The organism is Enterobacter sp. TMH.L2, assembly GCF_050847315.1.
Lineage (GTDB): Bacteria > Pseudomonadota > Gammaproteobacteria > Enterobacterales > Enterobacteriaceae > Cedecea.
This window is the reverse complement of sequence record NZ_CP193791.1, coordinates 4187337-4211473: the sequence shown is the minus strand read 5'-3', so window position 1 is coordinate 4211473 and position 24137 is coordinate 4187337. Positions and strand designations below refer to the sequence as shown.

23 protein-coding genes and 1 other RNA gene are annotated in these 24137 nt (G+C 55.1%); 7 read left to right on the top strand and 17 right to left on the bottom strand.

Going from position 1 to position 24137, the window contains the following annotated elements; all coding sequences use genetic code 11:
* The first annotated feature begins 29 nt into the window (after positions 1–29).
* Both ACREYP_RS20140 and ACREYP_RS20135 read left to right on the top strand, forming a co-directional pair.
* Positions 30–1181: a lactonase family protein gene (locus tag ACREYP_RS20140; protein ID WP_336818287.1), complete on the top strand. Its 1152-nt coding sequence runs from the start codon at positions 30–32 to the stop codon at positions 1179–1181.
* Between the two features lie 46 nt (positions 1182–1227).
* The gene (locus ACREYP_RS20135; RefSeq protein WP_166993241.1) at positions 1228–3138 is read left to right on the top strand and encodes a PRD domain-containing protein; all 1911 of its coding nucleotides are present in this window, start codon (positions 1228–1230) and stop codon (positions 3136–3138) included.
* A 138-nt stretch (positions 3139–3276) separates the two neighbouring features.
* Here the strand turns inward: ACREYP_RS20135 and dolP are convergent, their stop codons facing one another.
* From dolP to ACREYP_RS20115, 4 genes are read right to left on the bottom strand one after another with little or no spacing between them, the layout of a single operon-like run.
* Positions 3277–3852, bottom strand: a complete 576-nt coding sequence (dolP, locus tag ACREYP_RS20130) for a division/outer membrane stress-associated lipid-binding lipoprotein (protein ID WP_008453679.1) — start codon at positions 3850–3852, stop codon at positions 3277–3279.
* A 32-nt stretch (positions 3853–3884) separates the two neighbouring features.
* Positions 3885–4475, bottom strand: a complete 591-nt coding sequence (gene diaA, locus ACREYP_RS20125; protein ID WP_008453676.1) for a DnaA initiator-associating protein DiaA — start codon at positions 4473–4475, stop codon at positions 3885–3887.
* Positions 4476–4496: 21 nt separating this feature from the next.
* Positions 4497–4892 carry a YraN family protein gene (locus ACREYP_RS20120; protein ID WP_008453674.1) on the bottom strand — a complete coding sequence of 132 codons (396 nt, stop codon included), beginning with the start codon at positions 4890–4892 and terminating at the stop codon, positions 4497–4499.
* Complete coding sequence (locus ACREYP_RS20115; protein ID WP_336818288.1) at positions 4850–6952, bottom strand: penicillin-binding protein activator; 2103 nt, start codon at positions 6950–6952, stop codon at positions 4850–4852. Before ACREYP_RS20115 ends, ACREYP_RS20120 begins: the two co-directional genes overlap by 43 nt.
* Before the next feature lie 61 nt (positions 6953–7013).
* Here ACREYP_RS20115 and rsmI point away from each other — a divergent pair, with 61 nt between their 5' ends.
* Both rsmI and ACREYP_RS20105 read left to right on the top strand, forming a co-directional pair.
* Positions 7014–7880: a 16S rRNA (cytidine(1402)-2'-O)-methyltransferase gene (rsmI, locus tag ACREYP_RS20110; RefSeq protein WP_008453669.1), complete on the top strand. Its 867-nt coding sequence runs from the start codon at positions 7014–7016 to the stop codon at positions 7878–7880.
* Positions 7881–8022: 142 nt separating this feature from the next.
* Positions 8023–8640, top strand: coding sequence for a hypothetical protein (locus ACREYP_RS20105; RefSeq protein WP_498881032.1), 618 nt, complete (start codon positions 8023–8025; stop codon positions 8638–8640).
* A 51-nt stretch (positions 8641–8691) separates the two neighbouring features.
* Here the strand turns inward: ACREYP_RS20105 and ACREYP_RS20100 are convergent, their stop codons facing one another.
* From ACREYP_RS20100 to kbaZ, 8 genes are all read right to left on the bottom strand, one after another.
* Positions 8692–10581 (bottom strand): alpha-galactosidase, encoded by a 1890-nt coding sequence (locus tag ACREYP_RS20100; protein ID WP_336818289.1) that lies wholly within the window; start codon positions 10579–10581, stop codon positions 8692–8694.
* Positions 10582–10603: 22 nt separating this feature from the next.
* Positions 10604–11482 (bottom strand): tagatose-bisphosphate aldolase subunit KbaY, encoded by an 879-nt coding sequence (gene kbaY, locus ACREYP_RS20095; RefSeq protein ID WP_008453662.1) that lies wholly within the window; start codon positions 11480–11482, stop codon positions 10604–10606.
* A 10-nt stretch (positions 11483–11492) separates the two neighbouring features.
* Complete coding sequence (locus ACREYP_RS20090; RefSeq protein ID WP_336818290.1) at positions 11493–12650, bottom strand: SIS domain-containing protein; 1158 nt, start codon at positions 12648–12650, stop codon at positions 11493–11495.
* Between the two features lie 348 nt (positions 12651–12998).
* Complete coding sequence (gene agaF, locus ACREYP_RS20085) at positions 12999–13433, bottom strand: PTS galactosamine/N-acetylgalactosamine transporter subunit IIA (RefSeq protein WP_008453658.1); 435 nt, start codon at positions 13431–13433, stop codon at positions 12999–13001.
* Between the two features lie 12 nt (positions 13434–13445).
* Entirely contained in the window at positions 13446–14315 is an 870-nt protein-coding gene (gene agaE / locus ACREYP_RS20080) for a PTS N-acetylgalactosamine transporter subunit IID (protein ID WP_166877316.1), read from the bottom strand.
* A complete protein-coding gene (agaW, locus tag ACREYP_RS20075; protein ID WP_008453654.1) occupies positions 14305–15087 on the bottom strand; it encodes a PTS N-acetylgalactosamine transporter subunit IIC in 783 nt (260 codons plus the stop codon). The genes agaE and agaW overlap by 11 nt, the downstream gene beginning before the upstream one ends.
* A gap of 10 nt (positions 15088–15097) precedes the next feature.
* A complete protein-coding gene (gene agaV / locus ACREYP_RS20070) occupies positions 15098–15571 on the bottom strand; it encodes a PTS N-acetylgalactosamine transporter subunit IIB (RefSeq protein ID WP_039289641.1) in 474 nt (157 codons plus the stop codon).
* A 24-nt stretch (positions 15572–15595) separates the two neighbouring features.
* Entirely contained in the window at positions 15596–16888 is a 1293-nt protein-coding gene (gene kbaZ / locus ACREYP_RS20065) for a tagatose-bisphosphate aldolase subunit KbaZ (RefSeq protein ID WP_008453650.1), read from the bottom strand.
* A gap of 251 nt (positions 16889–17139) precedes the next feature.
* Here kbaZ and ACREYP_RS20060 point away from each other — a divergent pair, with 251 nt between their 5' ends.
* Both ACREYP_RS20060 and rnpB read left to right on the top strand, forming a co-directional pair.
* Positions 17140–17949 carry a DeoR family transcriptional regulator gene (locus ACREYP_RS20060; RefSeq protein ID WP_008453648.1) on the top strand — a complete coding sequence of 270 codons (810 nt, stop codon included), beginning with the start codon at positions 17140–17142 and terminating at the stop codon, positions 17947–17949.
* A 59-nt stretch (positions 17950–18008) separates the two neighbouring features.
* Positions 18009–18385: RNase P RNA component class A (gene rnpB, locus ACREYP_RS20055), an RNA gene on the top strand.
* Between the two features lie 2 nt (positions 18386–18387).
* Here rnpB and ACREYP_RS20050 read toward each other — a convergent pair.
* Both ACREYP_RS20050 and ACREYP_RS20045 read right to left on the bottom strand, forming a co-directional pair.
* Positions 18388–18639, bottom strand: coding sequence for a hypothetical protein (locus ACREYP_RS20050; RefSeq protein ID WP_336984970.1), 252 nt, complete (start codon positions 18637–18639; stop codon positions 18388–18390).
* Positions 18640–18942: 303 nt separating this feature from the next.
* Complete coding sequence (locus tag ACREYP_RS20045) at positions 18943–19869, bottom strand: bifunctional helix-turn-helix transcriptional regulator/GNAT family N-acetyltransferase (protein ID WP_336818292.1); 927 nt, start codon at positions 19867–19869, stop codon at positions 18943–18945.
* 280 nt (positions 19870–20149) lie between these two features.
* On the opposite strand from ACREYP_RS20045, the gene ACREYP_RS20040 reads away from it, so the two are divergent.
* Positions 20150–21247, top strand: a complete 1098-nt coding sequence (locus tag ACREYP_RS20040; RefSeq protein ID WP_336818293.1) for an AAA family ATPase — start codon at positions 20150–20152, stop codon at positions 21245–21247.
* Positions 21248–21288: 41 nt separating this feature from the next.
* Here ACREYP_RS20040 and ACREYP_RS20035 read toward each other — a convergent pair whose 3' ends face one another.
* The 3 genes from ACREYP_RS20035 to ACREYP_RS20025 form a co-directional block, all read right to left on the bottom strand.
* Complete coding sequence (locus ACREYP_RS20035; RefSeq protein WP_336818294.1) at positions 21289–22083, bottom strand: hypothetical protein; 795 nt, start codon at positions 22081–22083, stop codon at positions 21289–21291.
* Positions 22084–22099: 16 nt separating this feature from the next.
* Positions 22100–23263 (bottom strand): MFS transporter, encoded by a 1164-nt coding sequence (locus tag ACREYP_RS20030; RefSeq protein ID WP_336818295.1) that lies wholly within the window; start codon positions 23261–23263, stop codon positions 22100–22102.
* An 81-nt stretch (positions 23264–23344) separates the two neighbouring features.
* Complete coding sequence (locus ACREYP_RS20025; protein ID WP_336818296.1) at positions 23345–24136, bottom strand: hypothetical protein; 792 nt, start codon at positions 24134–24136, stop codon at positions 23345–23347.
* Position 24137 lies beyond the last annotated feature (1 nt).

Genomic DNA, 24137 nt, shown 5'->3' with positions numbered 1-24137 from the left:
CTCATCAACCACACTTCGAGGACAAACGCATGTCTGCACGCACTCTGCTTGTTGCTTCATTTGCCTTACTCGCCGCCGGCAACAGCGCGGCGCAAAGCCACTATGCCTGGGTTGGCACCTACAACCCCAACGGCGAAGGGCTTTACCGCTTCCAGGTTGACGCCAAAACCGGCGCGCTTAGCGAGAAAACGCTGGTCAGCTCGCTGCCGAATGCCGCACAGCTCACCGCGTCGCCGGATGGAAAAACGCTATACGTAGCCAGCGAAGCCGAGAAAGGCGTGGTATCGGCATTGCGTGTGGGTGATAACGGAAGTGTGACCGAACTGAATCAGGTCTCTTCCGGGGGCGCTGGCCCGGTCTATCTGTCCCTGACGCCGCAGGGTAAGCACCTGCTGGTGGCTAACTATGTGAGCGGTTCAATCGCCGTATTGCCGATTAATGCAGACGGTAGCCTGCAGGGAGCCAGCGACAAGCATCAGGACAGTGGTGAGCCGGGCGCGGCAAAACCAGAAGCTGCGGTAGAAGGTAGCTTTGCCGCCAGCGACCATAACGGCCCGCATGCCCATATGATTGCCGCCGATCCGAGCGGCAAGTTTGTCTTCTCCACCGATCTTGGCCTGGATCGGATCTACCAGTATCGCTTCGATCAAAGCAAAGGCGTGCTGGAGCCAAACGATCCGCCGTTTATCGCCGCCTCTTCAAAAGGCGCGGGGCCACGCCATTTTGTCTTTGCCGCAGACGGCGCGAGCCTGTGGTTGATTAACGAAGAAGCTTCTACGCTTACCCATTACAAGCTCGACCGTGAGAAAGGCACGCTGACAGAAGGAAAGACGATTTCTTCCCTGCCAAAAGGCTATAAGGGCACAAGCTTTGCCGCGGGCCTGGTACTCAGCCACGACGGCAAGCAACTGTATGTGGCCAACCGCCTGCATAACAGCATCGCGCATTTTAGCGTGGGCGCTAACGGCGAGCTTACGCATCAGGACGACATCTGGACCAGAGGCGACTATCCACGAGGCCTGACGCTGGATAATACCGGCAAACATCTTTATGCCCTGAACCAGCGCAGCGACAACATTACTCGTTTTAGCGTGGCCCCGGGCAGCGGTAAATTAACTTTTATCGAGGATTATACGGCGGTGGGAAGCCCGTCACAGATGGTCTTCACCCCGTTTAAGTAAAGCAGGACGGGGCGCTTAAACGCCCCGATAACCAAAGGAAGCGGTAGTGAGATTCCCCAATCAACGGCTGGCTCAGCTTTTTGAGATGCTGCAAAACGAAACGCTGCCCCAGGATGAACTGGCGCGGCGTTTGTCCGTTTCTACTCGTACGGTTCGGGCCGATATCACGGCGCTTAATGCGCTGATGTCAGGCTTCGGGGCTCAGTTTACGCTTACCCGCGGTGCGGGCTATCAACTGAATATCGAGGATACTGAGCGTTACGGCGAGCTGGTGCAGCATCGTCCGCGTCAGCTTCGTATTCCTCGTACTTCGCCAGAACGCGTGCATTACCTTGTGGTGCGTTTTTTGACGGCGGCGTTTTCACTGAAGCTGGAAGATCTGGCCGAAGAGTGGTTTGTCAGCCGGGCCACGCTGCAAAGCGATATGGCCGAAGTACGGGAGTGGTTTAACCGCTATCATCTGACCATTGAGACACGCCCGCGCCACGGCATGAAGCTGTTCGGCAGCGAAACGGCTATACGCGCCTGCCTGACTGACCTGCTGTGGCAGTTAACCTTAGAGGACAGCGAAAATCCGTTATTGACGGAAGAAGCGCTGAACGCGGGTGTCCCGGAGTTGCTCGCCGGTTCGCTGCACGATTGTTTTACCCGTTGCCACATCCGCCTGACCGATGAAGGCGAGCAGTTTATTCGCCTCTATTGTTCGGTAGCGGTTCGTCGCATCAGCGAAGGCTATCCGCTACCGGAATTTACGGCGGATAGCGTTGATGTCCAGGTGAAAGAGGCAGCCAGACAGATTGCCGCTCTTCTTCAGCAACTGGCGGGGAAGCCGCTTTCCGAAGCTGAAGAGCAGTGGCTGCAGGTGCACATCGCCTCGCGGCAGGTGCAGGAAGTGGCGCCGAGCGCGATCAGCGCCGACGATGATGAGGCGCTGGTTAACTACATTCTGCGCTACATCAACACCCACTATAACTACAATCTTCTCAGCGACGAGCAGCTGCACGCCGACCTGCTGACCCATATCAAGACAATGATCACCCGGGTGCGCTACCAGATAAACATCCCGAATCCTCTGCTGGCTAACATCAAACAGCATTACCCGTTGGCTTACGACATGACGCTGGCAGCGGTCTCAAGCTGGGGAAAATATACCCCTTACGCTATCAGCGAAAACGAAATTGGTTTTCTGGTGTTGCACATCGGTGTGGGTCTGGAGCGCCATTACAACATTGGCTACCAGCGCCATCCTCGCGTGCTGCTGGTTTGCGATACAGGGAATTCGACGGTGCGTATGCTGCAGGCCATGCTGCTGCGTAAATATCCGCAGGTGGAAGTGACCAACATTATCTCTCTGCGCGATTATGAGCAGCTTGAAACCGTGGATGAGGACTTTGTAATCAGCACGGCGCGCATAAATGAGAAAGAAAAGCCGGTGGTGGTGATGGCACCGTTCCCGACGGATTATCAGCTCGAGCAGCTTGGTAAGCTGGTGCTGGTGGACAGAACAAGGCCTTACATGCTGGAGAAATTCTTCGATGCCAGCCATTTCCGCATTATCGATCAACCTATGACTCAGCAGCAGTTGTTCCTGACGCTCTGCGAGCAGCTGGAGCGGGAAGGCGTGGTTGATGCAGACTTTCACCCGTCGGTGGTGGAGCGTGAGGCCATTGTCAGCACCATGCTGGGCGAAGGCATTGCGCTGCCGCACTCGCTGGGCCTGCTGGCGAAAAAAACGGTGGTTTACACCGTGCTGGCGCCGCACGGTATTAGCTGGGGGGATGAGACGGCGTACGTGATCTTCCTGCTGGCGATTAGCAAAAGCGAATACGAAGAGGCGATGGCGATTTACGACCTGTTTGTGACCTTCCTGCGTGAGCGAGCGATGGTTCGGCTGCGCGAGAGTAAGGATTTTGACAGTTTTAAAGCCGTGGCGATGGAGTGCCTGAGTAAGCTGTAATCACAGTTGACCCTCATCCAGGAAGGGAGAGGGAGAATTCTGTGGGCAACGTTTACTTCGCCAGAATGAAAACTGGCGGAAATTCAATCGACTGGCTGGTGTTATCCCCTCTCCCCTGTGGGGAGAGGGTTAGGGGCATTATTTCAGGATCGTGAACGCGGTGGTGACGTGTTTCACGCCGCTAACCCGGCTGGCAATATCCGCCGCGGCTTTACCTTCACGTTCGGTTACCAGGCCGAGCAGAAATACCTCGCCATTCTCGGTGGTGACTTTCACGTTAGACGATTTTACCTGGTCGCTGGTGAGCAACTGAGATCGAACTTTTGTGGTGATCCACGTATCGCTCGATGCGACACCCAGGCCGACCGGAGCCATAATTCGAATCTCGTTATAGACTTCGGTTGCGCCGTCTACGCCCAACGCAATTTGCTTCGCACGAGAGGCGAGGTCTGGGTTAGGAGACTGACCAGCCAGCAGCACTTTGCCCTGGTAAGCCGTCACGTTAATACGCGCTTCTTTCTTGATCTGCTCATCCTTGTTGAGCGCGCTGTTCACGCGTAATTCAAGCGTGCCGTCATCAACCTGCGTCCCGACTGTGCGTGGGTCTGTCGCAGTTTTTGTCGCTACGGCGGCGCTTCCCACAACAACGGCACCGACGCAGCCCTGCAGCAACAGCGCGGAAATAAGAACTGCGACTGGCGTAATGGCCTTCATGTTCATTCCTTCTCCTTTCTCAAAATTAGCTATTAGCCATCCTGGTGGGGAAATAGCGTATTGTCGATCAGATCGCATAAACAGTTCACCGTCAGCATATGCATCTCCTGGATGCGGGCGCTGCGATGAGAAGGGATTCGGATTTCAACATCCTGTGGCCCCAACAGTCCTGCCAGTTCGCCGCCGTCATAGCCCGTCAGCGCGACGATGGTCATGTCGCGGGTGACAGCGGCCTCAACCGCTTTGACAATATCACGGCTATTGCCTCGGGTGGAAATCGCCAGCAAAACGTCCCCGGCGTGGCCCAGCGCACGAACCTGTTTGGCATAAACTTCTTCATGCAGACGGTCGTTAGCGATCGCGGTTAAGACCACATTATCTGCATTAAGTGCAATGGCCGGTAAACTAGGGCGCTCTGTTTCAAAACGGTTGATCATGCTGGCAGCAAAATGCTGTGCGTTGGCGGCGGAGGTGCCATTGCCACAACAGAGGATTTTGTTGCCGTTCAGTAAAGACTGAACCAGCGTCATCGCTGCACGGGAGATGGCGTCCGGCAGGGCTTCCGCTGCGGCAATCTGAGTTTGAATACTTTCCGTGAAGCAGACTTTGATTCTTTCGAGCACGTTGATTCTACCTGGAGTTTTTTAGATATCGGCGGCAAACGCGTTGGTCAGCCACGCTATTTCATTGCCGGTGAAAGCTAACACATCGAAACGGCAATCTACAGTATCAAAACTTTGACCTTTGCCGCTAAGCCAAACCTGAGCGGCATGCAGCAGGCGCAGCTGCTTGCTGCGCGTCACGCTGGCGGCGGCTCCGCCGAACTTATCGTTACGCCGAAAACGCACTTCCACAAAAACGATAACCTGCTGCTGTTGCATAATAAGGTCGATTTCGCCGCCGCGAACATGCACGTTCGCGGCTACGAAGCGCATTCCCTCGCGCTCAAGATAACGACGCGCTTGCTGTTCATAGCGCGCGCCGCGTTGCTTGCGGTTCAGGATACCGGAACGATCTGGCCCTGACTGAATTGCAGCCAATTTAACTTCCTGTTAATAACGCAGTCCTGGCTGGCGGTCAGCTGCCCGGTGTTGCCGTTTACCTGATAACCCGGCACCTGGCGTATCTGCGAGAAGTGGCTTGCCAGCGTCCAGGCATCAACGCCCATGGCATACAGACGCGCCAGCGAGTAGTCATTATTGACGCTGCTTAAGGCCTGCTGCATCAGCTGTGGATTACCGCCGGAAAGCATCGGGATTTCGCTAAACTGCAGGCCTTCCATTTCCAGTCGGTAGTCCGGGCCGTTCACGCCCTGCGAGCTGCGCGAGCTGGCATACAGCTGAGCGCTGCCGCGGCTGCCGGTGCGCATCGCAATCATCGGTTTGATCAGCGCCACTTCTTCGGAGGTCGCAATGATGTAGACCGCGTCTACGTTGCCGCTGCTGCCTGCGGTAATTTGCGCATCCGTAGGTGCTGCCGGAATAGTCAGTCCGCCAATGGTAACGCCTGGCGGCGTATTGGACGGCGTACTTACCGGGGTGCCGGTCAGGGCGATGCCGGAGCCGCTGTTAATCCCGCGTTTCAGGTCGCTCACTGAACCAAATTTCTGCTGCAGAACCAGACCGCCGCCGAGTTTCTGCCATTCGGTGGCAAAGGCTTTCGCCACACGGTCGCCCAGAGCGTTAGAAGGGATCAGCATCAGCGGATTGCGGTGGCTTTGCTGCCAGATGTGATCCGCGGCGTCACGGGCTTCGTCTTCTGGAGAAAGTGCGAAATAGCAGATGTTAGGGCGATTCTGCACGTTTTCAGGCTGGTTAAGCGCCAGAATATTTAACGGGCTGTTGGTGCTGGCCAACTGGTCAACATTGTTTTTTAGCAGCGGACCAACGACCAGCGTGGCGCCGTCCTGCTGCGCCTGAGCCAGAACCTGAGAGAGCGGCTGGCTGCTGGTGTCGTAAATCTTAATGTCTGCCGAAGGGTTCGCGGCAACAGATGGCGCGGTTTGTGCGTCTGGCTGGGCAGACGGCGTTGCTGGGGCTGCGGTTTGCGGCGTTGCGGCTTGTGCCTTCTGGTCTGTTAAATCGCTGACGGACGCACTTGCCGGGCTCACTGCAGCATTAGGATCTGCAGGGGCCTGGGACGCTTGCGGCTGAGGCACTTCTTGAGGCGGCGCAGCCTGTGGTTGCGCATTAGGATCTCCGGGCTGGGCGGCAGGCTGAACGGCTGCAACCGGCGCGACGCCGTTGTTTTTCGCCGCTTCAAACCCTTGCTCAATCGCGCGGCCAAACACCGCAGCCTGGCCGTTGAGCGGCAGCAGGAGAGCGATTTTACCGGTTGAGGCCGGTTTGAAGTTTTGAACATTCGCCAACTGAGTCGGCAGCGTTTTTGAACCCGGATTATTCGGGTAGCGCGTTTGCCAGTCCTGAATCCCGGCTTTTAGCATGTTAGGATCGTTACGGTTATCGCTCCAGACGTGCTGCAGGTCCAGCCAACCCTGCAGGGTATTTTCGTCGGCGTTAATCACCAGGCTGTTCATTTGCTCTGGGGAGAACTGCGACAGAACCTGCCAGGTGCCATCAATGTTCTTTTGATGTGCATCGCCTTTCAGCAGCGGTTCCTGAGCAATGTACGCGCGCAGCAGCGCTAAAGACGGGCGTCCCTGAGAAGCGTCAATCACAGCCTGGTAATAACGGCTCTGTTGGCCCTTGTCGAGTGCGCTCGGGTCAATCTTTTCCAGCAGGGCAGAGGCGGCGCTGAAATCTTTCTGCGCAATCTTCACTTCCGGCACCAGCAGTTGTTGTTCACGCACTTGAGCATCGTTGAGCTGCTGCGGCAGTTGGTTATACAACGCCACAGCCTGCTGAGGTTTGCCTTCCTTTAGCAGGGAACGAATGGCGAGTAATTGCCAGTTGGTCTTGCTATCATCTGCACTTTGCTGCATTTGCTGCAGATAATAAGCGGACCCGGCGGTGGTGTCGCCCTGCAGCAGCGTGGCGGACTGATCTGGTGCCTGGGTTGAACAGCCGGCAAAAATCAGCGCCGCGAGCAACACAGGCAGGCAGCGCCCGGCTTTTGAACGATTCAAGGTTGAGGGTAGCATTCTGTATCCAGTGGTTTTATTTCCCAATGTACAATATTAAATCGGCAATACGGATGAAACAATGAAACAACACGAAACGGCGGCGATTTCAGCCAGTACGCTTTACATCGTCCCGACGCCTATCGGCAACCTCGGGGATATCACCCAGCGGGCCCTCTCAGTGTTGCAAAGCGTTGATCTGATTGCCGCAGAAGATACCCGTCATACCGGACTTTTGCTGCAGCATTTTGCGATTAATGCGCGACTCTTCGCACTTCACGATCACAATGAGCAACAAAAATCTGAAACGCTACTGGCGAAGCTGCAGGAAGGCCAAAGCATTGCGCTGGTGTCCGATGCCGGTACGCCGCTGATTAACGACCCTGGCTACCACCTCGTGCGCACCTGCCGCGAAGCGGGGATTCGCGTCGTGCCGTTGCCTGGCCCTTGCGCCGCTATTGCTGCACTCAGCGCAGCTGGCTTGCCGTCTGACCGCTTTTGCTATGAAGGTTTTCTGCCTGCAAAATCCAAAGGCCGTCGCGACGCGCTGAAGGCGATTGAACAGGAACCGAGAACGCTGATTTTCTATGAATCTACCCACCGCCTGCTCGACAGTCTCGATGATATCTGCACGGTGCTGGGCGAATCCCGCTACGTAGTGCTGGCGCGCGAGTTGACCAAAACCTGGGAGTCGATTCACGGCGCGCCCGTAGGCGAGCTGCTGGCATGGGTGAAGGAAGATGAAAACCGCCGCAAAGGCGAAATGGTGCTGATTGTTGAGGGCTTTAAAGTCCAAAGCGATGATGAACTCCCCGCCGAAGCGCTGCGTACGCTGGCGTTGCTGCAGACGGAGTTACCGCTGAAAAAGGCTGCAGCGCTTGCCGCTGAAATTCACGGGGTGAAAAAGAATGCCTTGTACAAATATGCGTTAGAAAACAGCGAGAAATAGTTTTCTCGAGCCGGCTCCTGGTTTTCATATCGCAACGCGGTTAGCGTTTAAAAAACGAACTCCCTGGTGTTAATTTATGCATGACCGAATGACTTTAAGGGAGTTAAAGTTTATGCCGGTATTGATACCAGGAGATTCGAATATGGTTGTGATGCCTTTTTCCTATAGCACGGCGTCGATAAAACGCTCGTTCGAGGTGATTGAAGAACTGACGTTTGCAGGTCAGCATTTCCTTATCATTTTTGACAGGTCGACCCCGAGGGCTGCAATCATTAAGGCCGAGCCTGAAGGAAATGAAAAAGATCGCCGGCACGCTGTCGTCGCCATGCTTGAGCTCAAAAATCAAAAAACGATTGGTGACAACGTTATTTCAGTAGATCGTTTTTGGGAGGATCAAAGCGTTCTGCAGGTTGAAGGCGTTTGCGTCGAGAAGCCGCTCCAGGAAGCTGGCTTAGCCACACAGCTATATGAGGCGCTGGTGCTCAAGTGTGGCGTGATTTTAATGAGCGATAATATTCACTATGCCGGGGGCAAGGCGCTTTGGCAGAAAATAGCCAGAAACTCCACTCAACTTGCGGTTTTTATTCTGGATTCAGATGATGGACGATTCTATCCCTTTGACGGTACGAAGGCCGCATACGATGGTGTCAGCATTCCGGCAGAAAAAATCTGGAGCACGCACCCTGATAAAGAGCATTTTGGCATTATCCTGATTGCCGAAGATAAAAGGCGGGTTGCTGCGCTAACATCAGGTAGGTGAAACGCTGTTAAGAAGCGTAGAAAGAACGAGCCTTCTACGCTCCATCCTCGTTTAGTTGACCGGCGTGGCCTCAATCACCAGCGTTTCCAGCGGTTTCAGCGTCACAACCAGCGGCTTACTGTAGTCGTTGGTTACGGTCTCGTTCTTGCCGTAAATTTGCTTCAGCGTAAAGCGCGTGGCCTCGCCGTTCGGCACTTCAAAGCTTTTGCTCAGGTCGAGATAGTAGCTTTGTGATTTATCCGACGGGTTACGCAGGCCCAATATTGCTTTCTCTTTACTCCACGATGCCCAGCCGTAAACCTCAAGCAGCGTCGGGTCGCCGCCAACCCAGTGGCTATCGACCAGCACGTTGCTGTTCGCCCGTGACCATTTCGCCGCGTCGGCAAGCGTGTCCCATTTGGCGTTGTTCAGCATTGACGGCGTAATGTACAGCTCCTGCAATTGCGTGCCGGTGGCGAAGTAGCTCCAGGCCTGATCGGCAAAATCCTGGTCCGTTTGGACTTTCTCCAGCCCAAAGTAGGCATGTTCCGCGCTGACAATGCCGTGGTACATCAGTGAGTTAATCGGGAAAAGTGGGCCTTTACGCACGATGGAGCGATAGGTTTCCGCGTCGCGATAGGTTATCCACTGCTGCACCGGCGAACCTTTGCCATAAACGTTGATGTCATCGCCCTGGCGCCAGATGGAGTCGGCGTAGAACAGCCAGGACGGGCTGGCGTTGGTACCGGTCGTCAGGTTGATAAACAGATCTTTGTTGGCGGCCCGCATGTTTTTGATTAACTCAATGGAGGCATCAAAGTCAGAGGCGTAGGGGCTGCCTTTGATGTACGAGTTGGCGTTGCCCATACCGTCGAGCTTAAACGAGGTGATATGTTCGTTTTTGATAAGCCCGATAATTTGCTGATTAAAATTGTGGAAGTAGTTGGGGCCTGAGAGGGCAAATTTGCCATCCACGGTTTCAAAGCCGTTCTCTTTGGCGTGTGAAACGCGCACGTCGCGTGGTTTGTTGTAGCCACCCCACGGTGAGAGCCACAGCCCCACGGAAGTATGCAAACTGTCCGCTTTTTCTTTGATAACACCAAAGCCATGCTTAAACGCCGGACTAAACAGCCATTTCCCGGTCAAATCGTCCCAGCCGTCATCCAGCAGGAAGCCGTCGAGCTTCACGCCCCGCTTGCTTATCAGTTCGCTGGCGTATTCATCCATGCGGGTCAGCACGTCCTTCTCGGTGTAGGGCGTAAAGAAACCGATGTCCATCCAGCTGTTGTAGTGCAGGTAAGGCTGGTAAGGGCGCGGGCGCATGGCGTTGATAAATTCATTAAAGCTACGGCGAAGCTGGTCTGTTGCTTCAAACGTGCCGAAGTAGACCGTGTAGGTCACCGGGGCGTCGGTTTTAATCGGTGTTTTGAGCTCAACGTTCAGGTTGGTGGTGGTTTCGTAGGCGTAGGTATTCACGATCGGTTTTTGCGGCAGCATATAGAAACAGTCCGCCACGATGGGGGAACTGTTGATGGCGCCGTTGACATAAGGTGCCTGAGCCTGGCCTTTGGTCGGGAAGAAGGTGATCTTTGTGACATCACGAGGCTGGCCTTTTGCCTGCAGCGTATAGTCCACAGCCGCATACTTGCCCTTCAGCAGCTTCAGGGTAACATTGACCGAGAAGTCGTCTCGCTCGTAATCAATCTGAATGGCGTCTGCGGTTTTGCTGACGTTTTTGAGTTTAAAGTCGGCGGTATGGATAACTTTTTCGTCCGGCAGCGTCAGGAAAAACAGCTCGATGGGCGCCAGTTTGTGGTCGGATAGCCGGTCTTGCACTACCACCGCCGAGCCTGAATCGTCGAAAGAGACGGCAAGGTTGGTATTTTCCAACTGGTACTGAGCCGCCAGCGCTGCGTTGCTCATGAACATAATAAGCAGGGAGCTTTTTATTATTGTCTTCATCAGATCTCCTTACACCAGAGAGTTAAAGCGCCGCTTCTGATTCCGGCAGCAACTTATTCGCCGAGCCGCATACAGCGACTTTGCTACGCACCACTTCTTTCATCGCGTCCATGCCGACGCGCATGTAAAAGCGTGGGTCGTTGCCTTCCGGGTTAGCGCCAAACCATTCTTTCACCGCGGCGGCGAAGGCGATTTTTAATTCCGTCGCGACATTCACTTTGCAGACCCCAAGCTCGATGGCGCGGCGTACAAACTCGTCAGGCACGTCACTCGCGCCGTGCAGCACCAGCGGGACGCTGACGACGTCGCGGATCTCACCCAGCCGTTTGAAGTCTATTTTCGGGCGTTTGGTATACAGGCCGTGTGCGGTGCCAATGGCAACCGCCAGGCTATCGACGCCGGTGAGCTCAACAAAGCGGCGGGCTTCCTGCGGATCGGTCAGAAAAGCGCTTTCTTCATCCACATCCATGTCGTCTTCCACGCCGCCGAGCCGGCCTAGTTCGGCCTCGACGCTGCAGTCGTTGCGGTGGCAAAACTCGACCACGGATCTCACCAGCTTCACGTTGTCAGCAAAGGGGAAATGGCTGCCGTCAATCATGGCGCTGCGCACGCCTGCGTTAACTTTGCGGCTGATGTCCGCCAGGCTTTCGTGATGATCGAGGTGCAGCGCTAGCGGTATGCCGTAGCTTTCGGAATAGGCGTGACACAGTGCGTAAATCTCTTCGAAAGCGATATGTTTAAAGGTGCCCGGCGTGCCGGCAAGGATCACCGGGGAATGCATCTCTTTGCACACTTCAAGAATCGCCTGGATGGTTTCGGCATTGTGGATATTAAAAGCCGGTACCGCATAGCCTCTGGCCTGCGCGTCCTGAAGCAGATACTTCGTGGAGATAATGCTCATGATGAACCTCTCAGCCTTTCCAGGGATGAATAACGACGCCTTTAACTACGCGATTAACCGTGCCGCTGGCGGAGGGCGTGTCCGGCGTAATGCCTGCTTTAACGGAGGAGGTGAGGGCGAAAACCTGGGCATACATCAGGAAGCAAAACGCCTGCTCAACGTCGAGGAACGTCCGATCTGCCGCAGGCAGGAGGATATGCGGGCCTGATGCGATCTCGGGGCTGGAGGAGGCTGAAATGGCGATCGTTTGCATAGCCAGACTGTCCCGGCGCAGCTCCGCCAGCAGATCCAGATCGTACTGGCGAGTGTAAGGATCGCTGGAGACCAGCACGATCGCCAGCGTCTTACTATTGACCAGGGATTTTGGGCCATGCCTGAAGCCGGTTGGTGTGTCATAAAACGCCGCCAGCTTGCCAGCCGTGAGTTCAAGCACCTTCAGAGAGGCTTCTCGTGCCACGCCCTGCAAGCCACCGCTGCCCAGGTAGACCACGCGTTCGTAGGGAAGATCGCCAAACGGAATCTCTCTGAAATCGCCCTGTGAATGAATGATTTGGGCACAGCGGTGAGCGACATCCTGAAATGACTGCGTATTGATGACGTCCGGGGCGAAAACCGCAAGGCAGCTTGCCATCATGGTCGTGATGCTGCTCGTCATGGCAAAACCGCGATCGTGCGTTTCCGCAGGCATCAGCAGCGGCAGTGAGCGGTTGTCCTCCAGCGCGCTGCGGTAGAGGCTACCGCCCTCGTTACAGGTGATGGTGATGTGATAGCAGGATTTCACGAGCTGGTTGGCAAGTTCCACCGCAGCGACGCTCTCGGGGCTGTTACCGGAGCGAGCGAAGGAAACCAGCAGTGTGGGCTGTTCAGGGGAGAGATAGTCCAGCGGATTGGTCACCAGATCCGTGGTGGGCACGGCAACAAACTGTTTGCCGGTGTGGCGAGACAGCCACGGTGCAATGATATCGCCGATAAACGCCGAGGTTCCAGCGCCAGTAAGGATAATTTTTAACTTGTCGTTCGCAAGTAGTGGATTCAGGAAGGCGGAGATCTCATCGCGCGCGCGGTCTATCTGTTGCAGGGAACGGATCCAGCTCACGGGCTGCTGACGGATCTCTTTTTCAGTCCAGGTCGTGTGGCTGCGATCTGTGGCCGTGGAAGTTTCACTCATGACTCAGTCCTTAGCATTACAGCGTCAGATGTCGGCTTTTTATCGCCCATAATCTTTCGTTTTGTTTCATTTAATGGTTTTTAGTGCTTTATGAAAATTTATAGAAAGGAATCGACAATATCAATATGAAAAGTGAAATAAAACGAAAATCATGATGTGGATCTTTGTTTATGCATAACGCTTTGTTTTATTTTGTTTTCATTGAAAATAAAACAATTAAGAAAAGAAAAAGAAAGGCCCATGGCGGATCTCGCCACAGGCCAAAGTGATGCATAATGAAAGCAGCAGGAGCCGCCGCCTGTATTAAACGGGGTTCGAAACTGGAGATAAGCAATCCGGTCTTTTACTTCAGATGCCTTCTTCGCTGGCTTCCGTTGCCCGGTGGCGCGCCATTTCGTCGACCAGGCTGGTAAGGCCGCGATGCCCGCATTCCAGCGCCATCTGGCGAAACTCGCTGCCGTTTAGCCCTTCGCGCTCGAGTACCATCTCCAGCAGTAGCTGCAGATTGACGCCAGTAACGACTTCGCGTCCCGGCTTCTCAAGCGCCAGCGTGGAGGCGACACGGAAAGGCGTACCGCCCAGCAAATCCGTCAGAAACACTAAACCTTCGCATTCATCCAACTGGCCGATAGCGGCTTGAAATTGTTCCGTCAGCCGTGCCGTGGAGGAGGTTTCTGGGAAGTCGATGGCAATAATCTGCGGCTGCTCGCCGAGGATCTGTTTCATTGCCTGCTCCATCCCGCTGGCAAAACCTCCGTGGCCGCTCAAAATGATGCTCAACATCTGCTTTTCTCCTTAGAGGAAGTGAAGGAACTTCCCAACAACGGCTAAAACGACGGTGATGCAAATCAGGCGCAAGGGGCTCCAGCCACGGCGGACCAGGGCGAACATTGCCAGGGTATAGACCAGCGGCAAAAACGCAGGCATCAATTTGTCGATGACGTCAGCCTGAAGCTTAACCACCGCATCCCCGGCCGTAATTTCAAGCGTAGTGGACAGGCGAACATAGGTGGCAACGAGAGCGCCGATAACGGTCATCCCGACGATGGAAGCGGCATGCCCTACTTTACGTGTATTAGCCTTAATTAACGGAATAGCTGCCACGCCCATGCGGTAAGCGTAGTGCGCCAGGCCGAAACGCAGGCCCAGATGCACCACGTTAAATAGCACGATAAACACGATGGCACCGAGTATCGACCCCTGAAGCGCCAGGCTGGCGCCGATACCGCCGCAGATTGGCAGCAGCGTCAGCCAGAACATCGCATCCCCGATGCCACCGAGTGGGGCACCAACGGCAATTTTTGTGCTCTGGATACTGTTTACATCCTGCTTCGAACGTTCCATCGCCAGAATAATGCCGATCACAAAGGTGACCAGGAAAGGATGGGTATTGAAGAACCCCATGTGCCCCTGCATCGCCCGCGCCAAATCGCGTTTGTTGGTGTGGATCTTTTTCAGGGCGGGTAGCAGGCCATACAGCCAGCCGCAGGCCTGCATACGCTCGTAGTTAAATGAGGCCTGCAGCAACATCGAACGCCATGCTACGCGGTTGATATCTTTTCGGGTTAGCTCTGCGCCAATGGTCTGATCTTCATAAATCGTATCATTGGCAATGATGTTCTCAGACTCAATGGCCTGTGAAAGCGTTTGGGTATCAGATGCCATCTTCGAATTCCTCTTTCTGGACGCGAGCGGGCTGCGGTGGAGTAGGGTCTTTACGCATCAAATCCATCAGGGCCAGCGCTAGCGCGGCGGCGGCAATTGCCAGCACCGGTAATTTCAACCAGGCTGCGCCAACAAAGCCGATGATGAAGTAGGGGATATAAACGTTTTTCATCATGATTTTCAGCAGTACGGCAAAACCGATAGCTGGCATGATGCCTCCGGCGACGCCCAGCCCGTCAATCAGCCGCGCGGGTAACATATCGATGGCTGTTTTGGCATGTTCGGCCCCAAAATAAATGGGTAAGAAGGCGCAGAGAAAATAGAAGATGCCGAGTGCGAGCATCGCCAAATAGTTAATGCGCTCAATGCCATTGGTGTCGGCGTTCGCCGCCATGCGGTCGGCACGTGCCATGACGCCGGACATCACGGAGAACAAGAAGGTGATGCCCATCTGTACCGCAACCGCAAAAGGCACTGCGACGCCGACGGCGACTTCGGGCTTCACGCCGGTGGTAATGGCAAAAGTCGTGCCCACGATGGTGCCGATAATGACGTTAGGCGGCTGCGCGCCGGCGAGCGGAGCCAGGCCCATCCAAACCAGTTCCAGCGTGCCGCCGGTGAGAATACCGGTGTGTAAATCGCCAAGAATAAGGCCAACCAGCGGGCCAAGGACGACGGGGCGGTGCATATGGGTCAGGCCGTTGAACATATCCAGACCGGCGATAAAGGCCAGCAGGCCCAGGGCTATCGCTTGCAGTAAGCTGATTTCCATAGCAAATACCTCAGAGAAGTTTATAGAGATCCTGAGCTGATTCCGTCGGTACGCCTTGCACAAAACATTCGACGCCGGCCTGTTTCAGGCCGGAGAAGGCGGCAATGTCTTGTTCATCAACCGACACGGTTTTAGCCACCTGCTTTTTGCCTTCGACGTAGTGCATGTTGCCCACGTTGATGCGCGTTACCGGCACGTTGCCGTTCACCAGGGTGAGGAAATCCCGCGGGTTTTTACAGACCAGCAGGATCTTCTGGCGATCCGCCGCGCGGTGAATGTTGTCGATGACTTTTTGCAGCGGCCAGAAGCGCACCGCAATTCCTTCTGCCAGCACCATCTCCATCAGGTTCTGTTGGATGGGATCTTCCGCCACCTCATCATTGGCGACCAGAACCAGGTTTGCGCCGGAAAACCCGACCCACTGCACGCCAACCTGACCGTGGATCAGGCGCTCATCAATGCGGCTTAAGACAATATTTGGCATGGTATTTCCCTTATTATCATTGTGTTAATGAGGAGATGACTCACCGTGACAGGCCGCGTGATACTGGCGCAGCACATCCTGAATATGGTCGATAATCAGCTCATGAGGTTTGGCTGCTAGCTGTGCTTCCCGCACTTTGGCGTACTGAAGCGGCAGGTACTGGCTGATTAACGGCAGCGGAATAGGTTCGTGGGCAAGGTTCCTGACCAGCACATCGTAAGCCTCATCGATATCGCGATCCGGCCAGTAGTAGCGCACCCGGTCAGAGTAGCTATAGCCGCGTGCCAGACGTAGCGCATCGCCGTTGCCGTGATAGTGCTGCTGCCAGTGCTCTGGGTGGTCAAGCATCACGCTTTCCAGGACGTCCCTCAGGCCGGAGCATTTGTGTGCCGGGAGCAGTTCTCGCTCAATGGCTGAGAGGGAAAAAAGGGCCTCACGCAGGGCAAAAGTCAGGGCCGGGCCGACTTTTAGTATCGCAAAGTGATCTTCCACTAACTGATGCAGCGCCTGCGTTGTCTGGTAATCCGTTGAATGTGCTTCAAAAACCATCGTCGGCGAATCTGAAATGAGTTTGCTTAGCGCCCGGGCTTTTTCTGGCTGGTAGTCAATCACCTGGGTGTGGTCGAACTCGACGCCGGGTTGAACAACAAGGCCAATAATGCGCGGCCAGATTTCACTTAGCCCCTGTTCTGCAAAGGCCTGGCGGTGAGCTTCCAGCGTAGTGTTTGCGGCCTGCGGCGTAGTGACGGCGAGTTCGGCGAGAGTTTCATGGGCACCGCCAGGGACCGGTACTTCGGTGCCGATGATGTACACCAGATCGGCATGGCCAAAGTGGTCGATACAGGTTTGCTCAGCAATCAGCGCCAGCCTGGCTGCTCGCCCGGCAACGACGTGATCCGTGAGCGGCACGGGATCGTCCACACAAGACATACTGCAGTCGAGGTGTATTTTCTTGAAGCCTGCGGCGACATAGCTACGGATCAGCTCTTCGGCATGGGACATCGCCTCTTCGGCTGGTCGGGTTTGCCAGCGGTTTGGCCCAAGATGATCGCCGCCGAGTATCAGGTTGGCATAAGGAAAGCGGTGTTGTTCCGCGAGTTGATAAACGAAACCGCAGAAATCCGCAGGCGTCATTCCGGTATAGCCGCCGTACTGGTCCACCTGGTTAGAGGTCGCTTCAATAAGCAAGCTGGTGCCAGCTTCGCGAGCGTGGCGCATGGCGGCCTCAAGCACCAGCGGATGCGCGGAGCACACGGCAAAGATCCCGTGCTGGTTGTTCCGTTTGTGGTTAGCGACAAATTCGATCAACTGTTTCACTTTCCTCTCCACGGCGATGGGTTAAAACATTTTCTTTCGATTCATTTCATTTAATCGTGCCTGAATGGCGTTTGAGAATAAAAAGAAAGATACTGGAATTGCGATCTGTTTCGCAAAAGAAACATAATGAAAGGCGTTGGTGTGCTTACCGCGCCTTTTGAACGAAGATTTCTGGGGCTTGCTTTCTGTTAAAAGAAAGGTGTTAATAGGCAAATAGAAATGAAACGAAAGATATATTGAAAGGTTACTCTATGAGCAACAGCGATACCGCAACGGACAAACGTATTCCGGGTACCAGCGAAAGGCGCGAGCAGATTATTCAGCGCCTTCGCCAGCAGGGAAGCGTACAGGTTAATGATTTATCTTCTTTTTTCGGTGTTTCTACCGTCACCATCCGCAACGATCTCGCGTTTCTTGAAAAGCAGGGCATTGCGGTTCGTGCCTACGGCGGAGCGCTGATTTGTGAGCCCGGCAGCGTGGTAGCAGAGCCTTCGGTGGAGGATAAAAGCTCGCTGAATACTTCACTGAAGCGCAGCATCGCGCGTGTGGCTGCGGACTTGATCCAGCCCGGGGACAAGGTGATTCTGGACTCCGGCACCACAACGTATGAAATCGCCCGGCTAATGCGCCAGCATAAAGAAGTGATCGCCATGACCAACGGCATCAACGTGGCTAATGCGTTGTTAGAAGCAGAAGGGGTTGAGGTGCTGATGACCGGCGGGCATTTGCGCCGTCAGTCGCTATCGTTTTACGGCGACAGCGCGGAACAGTCGCTGCAAAATTATCATTTCGACATGCTGTTCCTCGGGGTGGATGCTATCGATCCGGAACGCGGCGTGAGCACCCATAACGAGGATGAAGCTCGCCTCAACCGCAAAATGTGCGAAGTCGCCGAGCGCATTATCGTGGTGACAGATTCCAGTAAATTTAACCGCTCCAGCCTGCATAAAATCATCGATATCCAGCGCATTCACCGAGTAATCACCGATAAAGGTATTCCGGCAGATAGCCTGAGCGCGCTGCGTAAGAGCGGGATTGAGGTTGTGCTGGTGGGCGACTAGCTTTTCGTTTCTGGCGGGCCCGCGTGACAGGGGGGATGAAACCCTCTATACTGCGCGCCGAAGCTGACCAGACAGTCGCCGCTTCGTCGTCGTCCTCTTCGGGGGAGACGGGCGAGGGGGAGGAAAGTCCGGGCTCCATAGGGCAGGGTGCCAGGTAACGCCTGGGGGGGAAACCCACGACCAGTGCAACAGAGAGCAAACCGCCGATGGCCCGCGCAAGCGGGATCAGGTAAGGGTGAAAGGGTGCGGTAAGAGCGCACCGCGCGGCTGGTAACAGTCCGTGGCACGGTAAACTCCACCCGGAGCAAGGCCAAATAGGGGTTCACATGGTACGGCCCGTACTGAACCCGGGTAGGCTGCTTGAGCCAGTGAGCGATTGCTGGCCTAGATGAATGACTGTCCACGACAGAACCCGGCTTATCGGTCAGCTTCAACTTCTTAATAAACGCCCCGCAGGTGGAAGCCTGTGGGGCGTTTTGCATTCAGAGACAGCAAGATGAATGACTGTCCACGACGCTCTTCATGAAAAGAAAGCGACTTATCGGTCAGCTTCAACTCATTCATATCGAAACTCCCCGCACAGTGAAAGCTGGCGGGGCGTTTTGCATTCAGAGACAGCAAGATGAATGACTGTCCACGACACTCTTCATGAAAAGAAAGCGGCTTATCGGTCAGCTTCAACTCATTCATATTGAAACGCCCCGCAGGTGCAAGTTTGCGGGGCGTTTTGCATTCAGAGACAGCAAGATGAATGACTGTCCACGACACTCTTCATGAAAAGAAAGCGGCTTATCGGTCAGCTTCAACTCATTCATATTGAAACGCCCCGCAGGTGCAAGCTGGCGGGGCGTTTTGTATTCAGAGACAGCAAGATGAATGACTGTCCACGACACTCTTCATGAAAAGAAAGCGGCTTATCGGCCAGCTTCAACTCATTCATATCGAAACGCCCCGCAGGTGCAAGCCCGTGGGGCGTTTTGTATTCAACACATACTATTTCAGCGTTTTAAGCATGCAGATCTCACAGCTGTTGTGGCCGGTGTTGCCCAGGCTGCCATCCAGGTGTTTGAAACCGAATGCTTCGTAGAGTGAGACCGCCGAGCTAAGTTCGTCGAGCGTTTCCAGGTAGCAGTAACGATAGCCGAATGCTTCGGCCTGTTGTATCGCCAGCGCCATCAGGCGTCTTCCCAGGCCTATGCCCGTCACGCTGCTGTCCAGATAGAGTTTCTGTAATTCACAATATTCTTCACCTGCGCCCTGCAGCGGGGCGATGCCAACGCCGCCTAAAATCTTGCCTTCGTGTTCAACTACCCAGTAGCCAGACCCGGGTTTTTGGTAGGCGCTGGTCAGGTCATTCAGCGCCGGATCGTGCAGGCTCACGCCTTCGAGATGATCGATTTTATTATCGCGGAAGCTTTGGCGGATCACGTCGGCAATAGCGAGATTGTCCTCTGGGCGAATAGGCCGGATCTGAACCTGGAGATCCCGCTGGCTGCGGGCATTTACCAGCGCCCGGGTCAGCGATTTGACCGACTGATAGATCTGCTGCTTTTCGCTGTCTGATGCCAGAGAAAGGGCCTGGGCCGTGAAGTCGTTGGCGTGTTCGGTGAGATCTTTAAGCGCGACAACGCCCTCGTGGCTCAGGTTGAACACAGTGGCTCTCCCGTCGCTTTCATCCTGCGTTTTTGCCAGCAGATTGGCACTTTCAAGGCCGCGAAGCGTTCTGCTGATGCTGGATTTTTCCACGCACAGGCGGCGGGCAAGCTCCGTTACCCCGGCGGGCTCGCGATCGAGTTCGATCAAAATATGGCTTTGTAACGGCGACAGATCGGTCCCGCTGCTTTTCCTGTTCAGCATGCCCAGCTCGCGCACCATCTCGCGCAGCGCGGCGCGGAATGCTTCAATTTCGTTGGTCTGCATAGCAACTCACATCAATGAGGGAAATGTATTTAGTTAACACTGTTAACTAGTTTGTGTATCATACCGAAATTCAACAGGCAGGCAAGTGACCAGGAGGGCAGGATGCAAAACGGAGAACCGGATACAACGGACAGAAGGATTGTGATCGGCACGATCGTTGCCGTGCTGTGCTTTTACATTGTGATTGCAGTGGGATCGCTTTGAGCCTCTGGCGGCAAATAAGTGCGCTTTGGCGAGTATTTGCCATAATGGCCCACAAGTTTCACTGTGGCGAAAAATCATGATCAAATCCCTCTACATCGACAACTACCGTTCCGTGCGCAAGCTTTCCATTGATTTGGGCAGGCTGAACGTGGTGTTTGGGCCCAACGGGTGCGGTAAGTCTAATATTTATAAGGCGATCCATCTGATCCACGGTGCGGGGAGTGGGCAACTGTCCCATTGGCTTTCTGATGAAGGCGGGATCCAGAAAGCGATGTGGGCGGGCGATCGCGCCCGCGGCTACGCCAGCGCGCCGCGCAGGCTGACGCTGGCGGTAGAAACGGATACGTTTGAATATGAGCTGCAGGTGGGCTTTCCCGAGCCGCTGCCGTACCCGACGATGTTTGGCCTCGATCCCATTGTTAAAGAGGAGCAAATCTGGCTCAGCGGCTACCGGCGGCGCCCTTCGTCGTCGGTCATGCAGCGGCGTAATCAGACGGTTTTCCTTAATAACGTCAACGGCGAAAAGGTGACTCACGCCGCCACGCTGTACGAAAATGAATCCCTCTTTGGCCAGCTTGGCGAGCCGCATTTGTACCCGGAAGTCTCCAGCGCCAGGGAGACGCTTCGTAACTGGCGTTTCTACCACGAGTTCGATATTTCCAAAGGCGCTGGCCTGAGGTTACCGCAGGTGGGCTACCGGTCCCCGGTGCTGTCCGGCGATGGCCTGAACCTGGCCGCCGCGTTTCAGACCATCGTCGAAATTGGCGACAGCGAGCTGATGTTTACCGTGCTGGAGCAGGCTTTCCCGGAATGCAAGTTTTTCTGCGATAACAGCGGCGGGCGCTTCCAGATGATGATGAACCGACTGGGGATTAATCGCCCGCTGGAGTCCGCGGAGTTTTCAGATGGCACGCTGCGTTTTCTCTGCCTGACGGTGGCGCTGCTCAGCCCGAGACCGCCGCAGTTTATCGCCCTCAATGAGCCTGAAAATAGCCTGCATCCGCAAATGCTCCCGGCGCTTGCCCGCCTGATTGCTGAGGCAAGCCGCTACACGCAGATTTGGCTCACCAGTCACTCGCCTGAACTGGCTACCCTTATCGAAAAATATACGGCGTTTACGCTGTACGAGTTAGGTATTGAGAAAGGGGAAACCACGATGACCCAGCTGGCCTGACGCCGTTTTCCCTTCCCCGCAAGGAGAAGGGAAACGTAAGGTTACAGGCTACCGGCAATGGTGATGTAGTCGGTATAAAGCTGTGGGGCGCCGGAGAACGAAGCCAGTTCGCGCCATTCGTCGTACATCCTTTCGCTTTCCTGATGATCCTTCACGAACTGCAGCGATTTCTCCGTGGAGACATCCAGCTCCGGGTGGAAAGAGTTTAGCGAGGCCAGGCTTTCTATCTCGAGCATCACCAGATATTGCTCAACTCGATTGCCGCCGGTGCCTTTCAACATATGGAATTTCCAGCCCGGGTAGTCGTCGATACGGTGAACGTTGTCGCGGATAAACGTATCGAAAGTCTTCGGGGAAACACCTGAACGCAATGCCAGATTATGCAGCCCGACCACGCGTTTAATCGGTTCTTGTCCGTCGCGTAGCTGGTAGTTTGGCCCTTCTGCCAAAGAGCTATGTTCGTTTTCAGCGAGCTGCTGATAGGTGGAGAAAATCGTTGGCAGCTCGCCAAACGTCGCGAAGGTTTTCCAGGTGTTGATAAGCTCAATGCCTGCAGGATGATCGCGCCAAAAAGCACGCGCCTGTTCCGTTTGTTCCCCCTGACTATCAATATAGCGCGCGTAGCTGTCGGCATTTTCTGCTTCGTACAGCATCAGATATTGGTTCAGACGCTCGCCGCGCAGGCCTTTCAGCAAGGTCCAGCGCCAGCCCGGATAAGCCGGGATGTGCACGCCTTTGGCCTGCACAAAGGCTTCGAACGTCTCTTCGGTGACGCCCTTTTTCAGGTTAAGACCTACATAGTGAAGGCTGAATACTGCCGGTGATGAGTGACTCATACAAACTCCTGTTTCATTAACGCTGGCGAGAAATAAACGGCGAACCTGAAGCCACAAACAAAAGCAGCAACAGGGCACCGCTGAAGGTCAAACTGAGCCCAATGTGATGGGCGATAAAGCCAATCAGCGCAGGTCCCGCGAGCAGGCCGCTGTAGCCAAAAAGCGTGACGGCAGGGATCGCGAAATCCGCTGAAACCCCCGGCTGGTTACCGGCGGAGGTGAAGAGAATGGGAATAATGTTGGCGAGCCCGGCTCCGGCCAGGATAAACCCCGGCAAGGTGCCCCAATGGGTGAAGACGAGCAGGATAATCCCGATGCCAGCAATAGCGCAGCCGAGGAGCAGCACGAGTTTGCCGCCCAGGGCGCTGACCAGACGATCGCCGCTGAGCCGCCCAAGGGTGACGGTGATGGAATATAAGGTGTAGCCGAAGCCCGCGAGCGAAGCGCTCATGCCGCGTTCCGAGGTCATAAATACCGCCGACCAGTCCAGCATGGCGCCTTCAAGCATGAAGACGAAAAAGCAAAGTATCGCGATGGCCAGCACGGGCGGATGGCTCAGCACGCGTAACGTCTCGCCTTTGCTGCTCGTGGCTTTATTTTGTTTGGGCAAAATGTTCCGGGCAGAGGCGGCGAGCAGTAAAGTCAGAAAAACAGTGATGGTGCACACGGCAAGCAACGGTGTAGCCCCCAGCCACAGAAAGAAGCTGACGAAGCCTGCGCCGGCAATGCTGCCGATACTGTAAAAGCCGTGAAAGCCGGACATTTTTGCCTGCTCGCTCTCCTGTTCGACGACCACGGCGTGAGCATTCATGGCGACGTCGAGCATGCCGTTGAAGGTGCCGAACAGCAGCAAAGCCAGCGCCATGGCTTCACGCTGGTCAAACAGCATTAGCAGCGGTAAATCCGCGGCAAGCCCCAGCACGCTGAGGATCATCAGGCGACGGTAACCAAAGCGAGCGATCAGCCGGCCGGTAAACGGCATGACGAGCATCGAGCCTGCGGCGATGCAAAAGAGCAGCAGCCCTAAAGCGCCGTCGTTAATAGCCAGCCGCGCTTTAGCGAAAGGAATTAGCGGGGCCCAGGACGACATGGCTAAACCGGCCATAAAAAATATGGCGCGTGTGGCATGCTGTTCCCGCGACTGTACGTCCGCCAGGGGTGGTGTTGAGTTAATCGTCATAGTAATTTTGTGACTCAATGTGTGAATTCACTCGCGTGAATGCGTCGTGCCCGGTCCTTCGGGCACGCGCGGCGGTAAGCGTTAATTGAGGCTTTCTGCTACCGAGAGGTAATCGGTATAGATTTGTGGCGACCCGGAAAACGAGGCGAGTTTTTTCCATTCCTCGTACATTTGTTTGGTATCGCGGTGCGCCTGGGCGAATTTGGCCGCTTCGTCGGTAGCGATATCCGGTTCGGGGTAAAAGACATCCAGCGCCTCCAGGCTGGCGATTTCCATCAGCACCACATACTGATCGAGCCGGTTACCTCGCTCCCCTTTCAACAGCCGGAATTTCCAGTCCGGGTAATCTTCAATCCGGTGATGGTTGCCCTCGATAAAACGTTCAAACTGTTCGGCGCTGACGTTGGGGCGCAGCGCGAGGTTGTGAATACCAATCACCCGAGCAACCGGCGGTTGCTTCTGGTAGCGGGGACCCGGCTGGACGGTGCTTTTCTGATTTTCGGCCAGCAGGCGATAATCGGTGAACAGCGTTGGCAGTTCGCTGAAAGTGCCGTAGCTGCGCCATTCGGCCAGCAGCGCTTCCGCTTCAGGATGCTGCCCCCAGAACTCGCGGGCCTCTTCGGTCTGGTTGCCGTCTGCGGCCATATAGCGATCCCGCATTGCCGCATTTTCGATTTCAAACAGCATCAAATATTGCCCGGCACGTTCGCCGCGTAGCCCGCGAAGCAGCGTCCAGCGCCAGCCCGGATAGCAGGGAATATGTACGCCTTTATTTTGCACAAAGGTTTCAAACGCCTGCTGGGTGATGCCCGCTTCGGTGTCGATGGCGATGTAAAACAGGCTGAAAACCGGCGTGGTTGAAGAGTGGCTCATC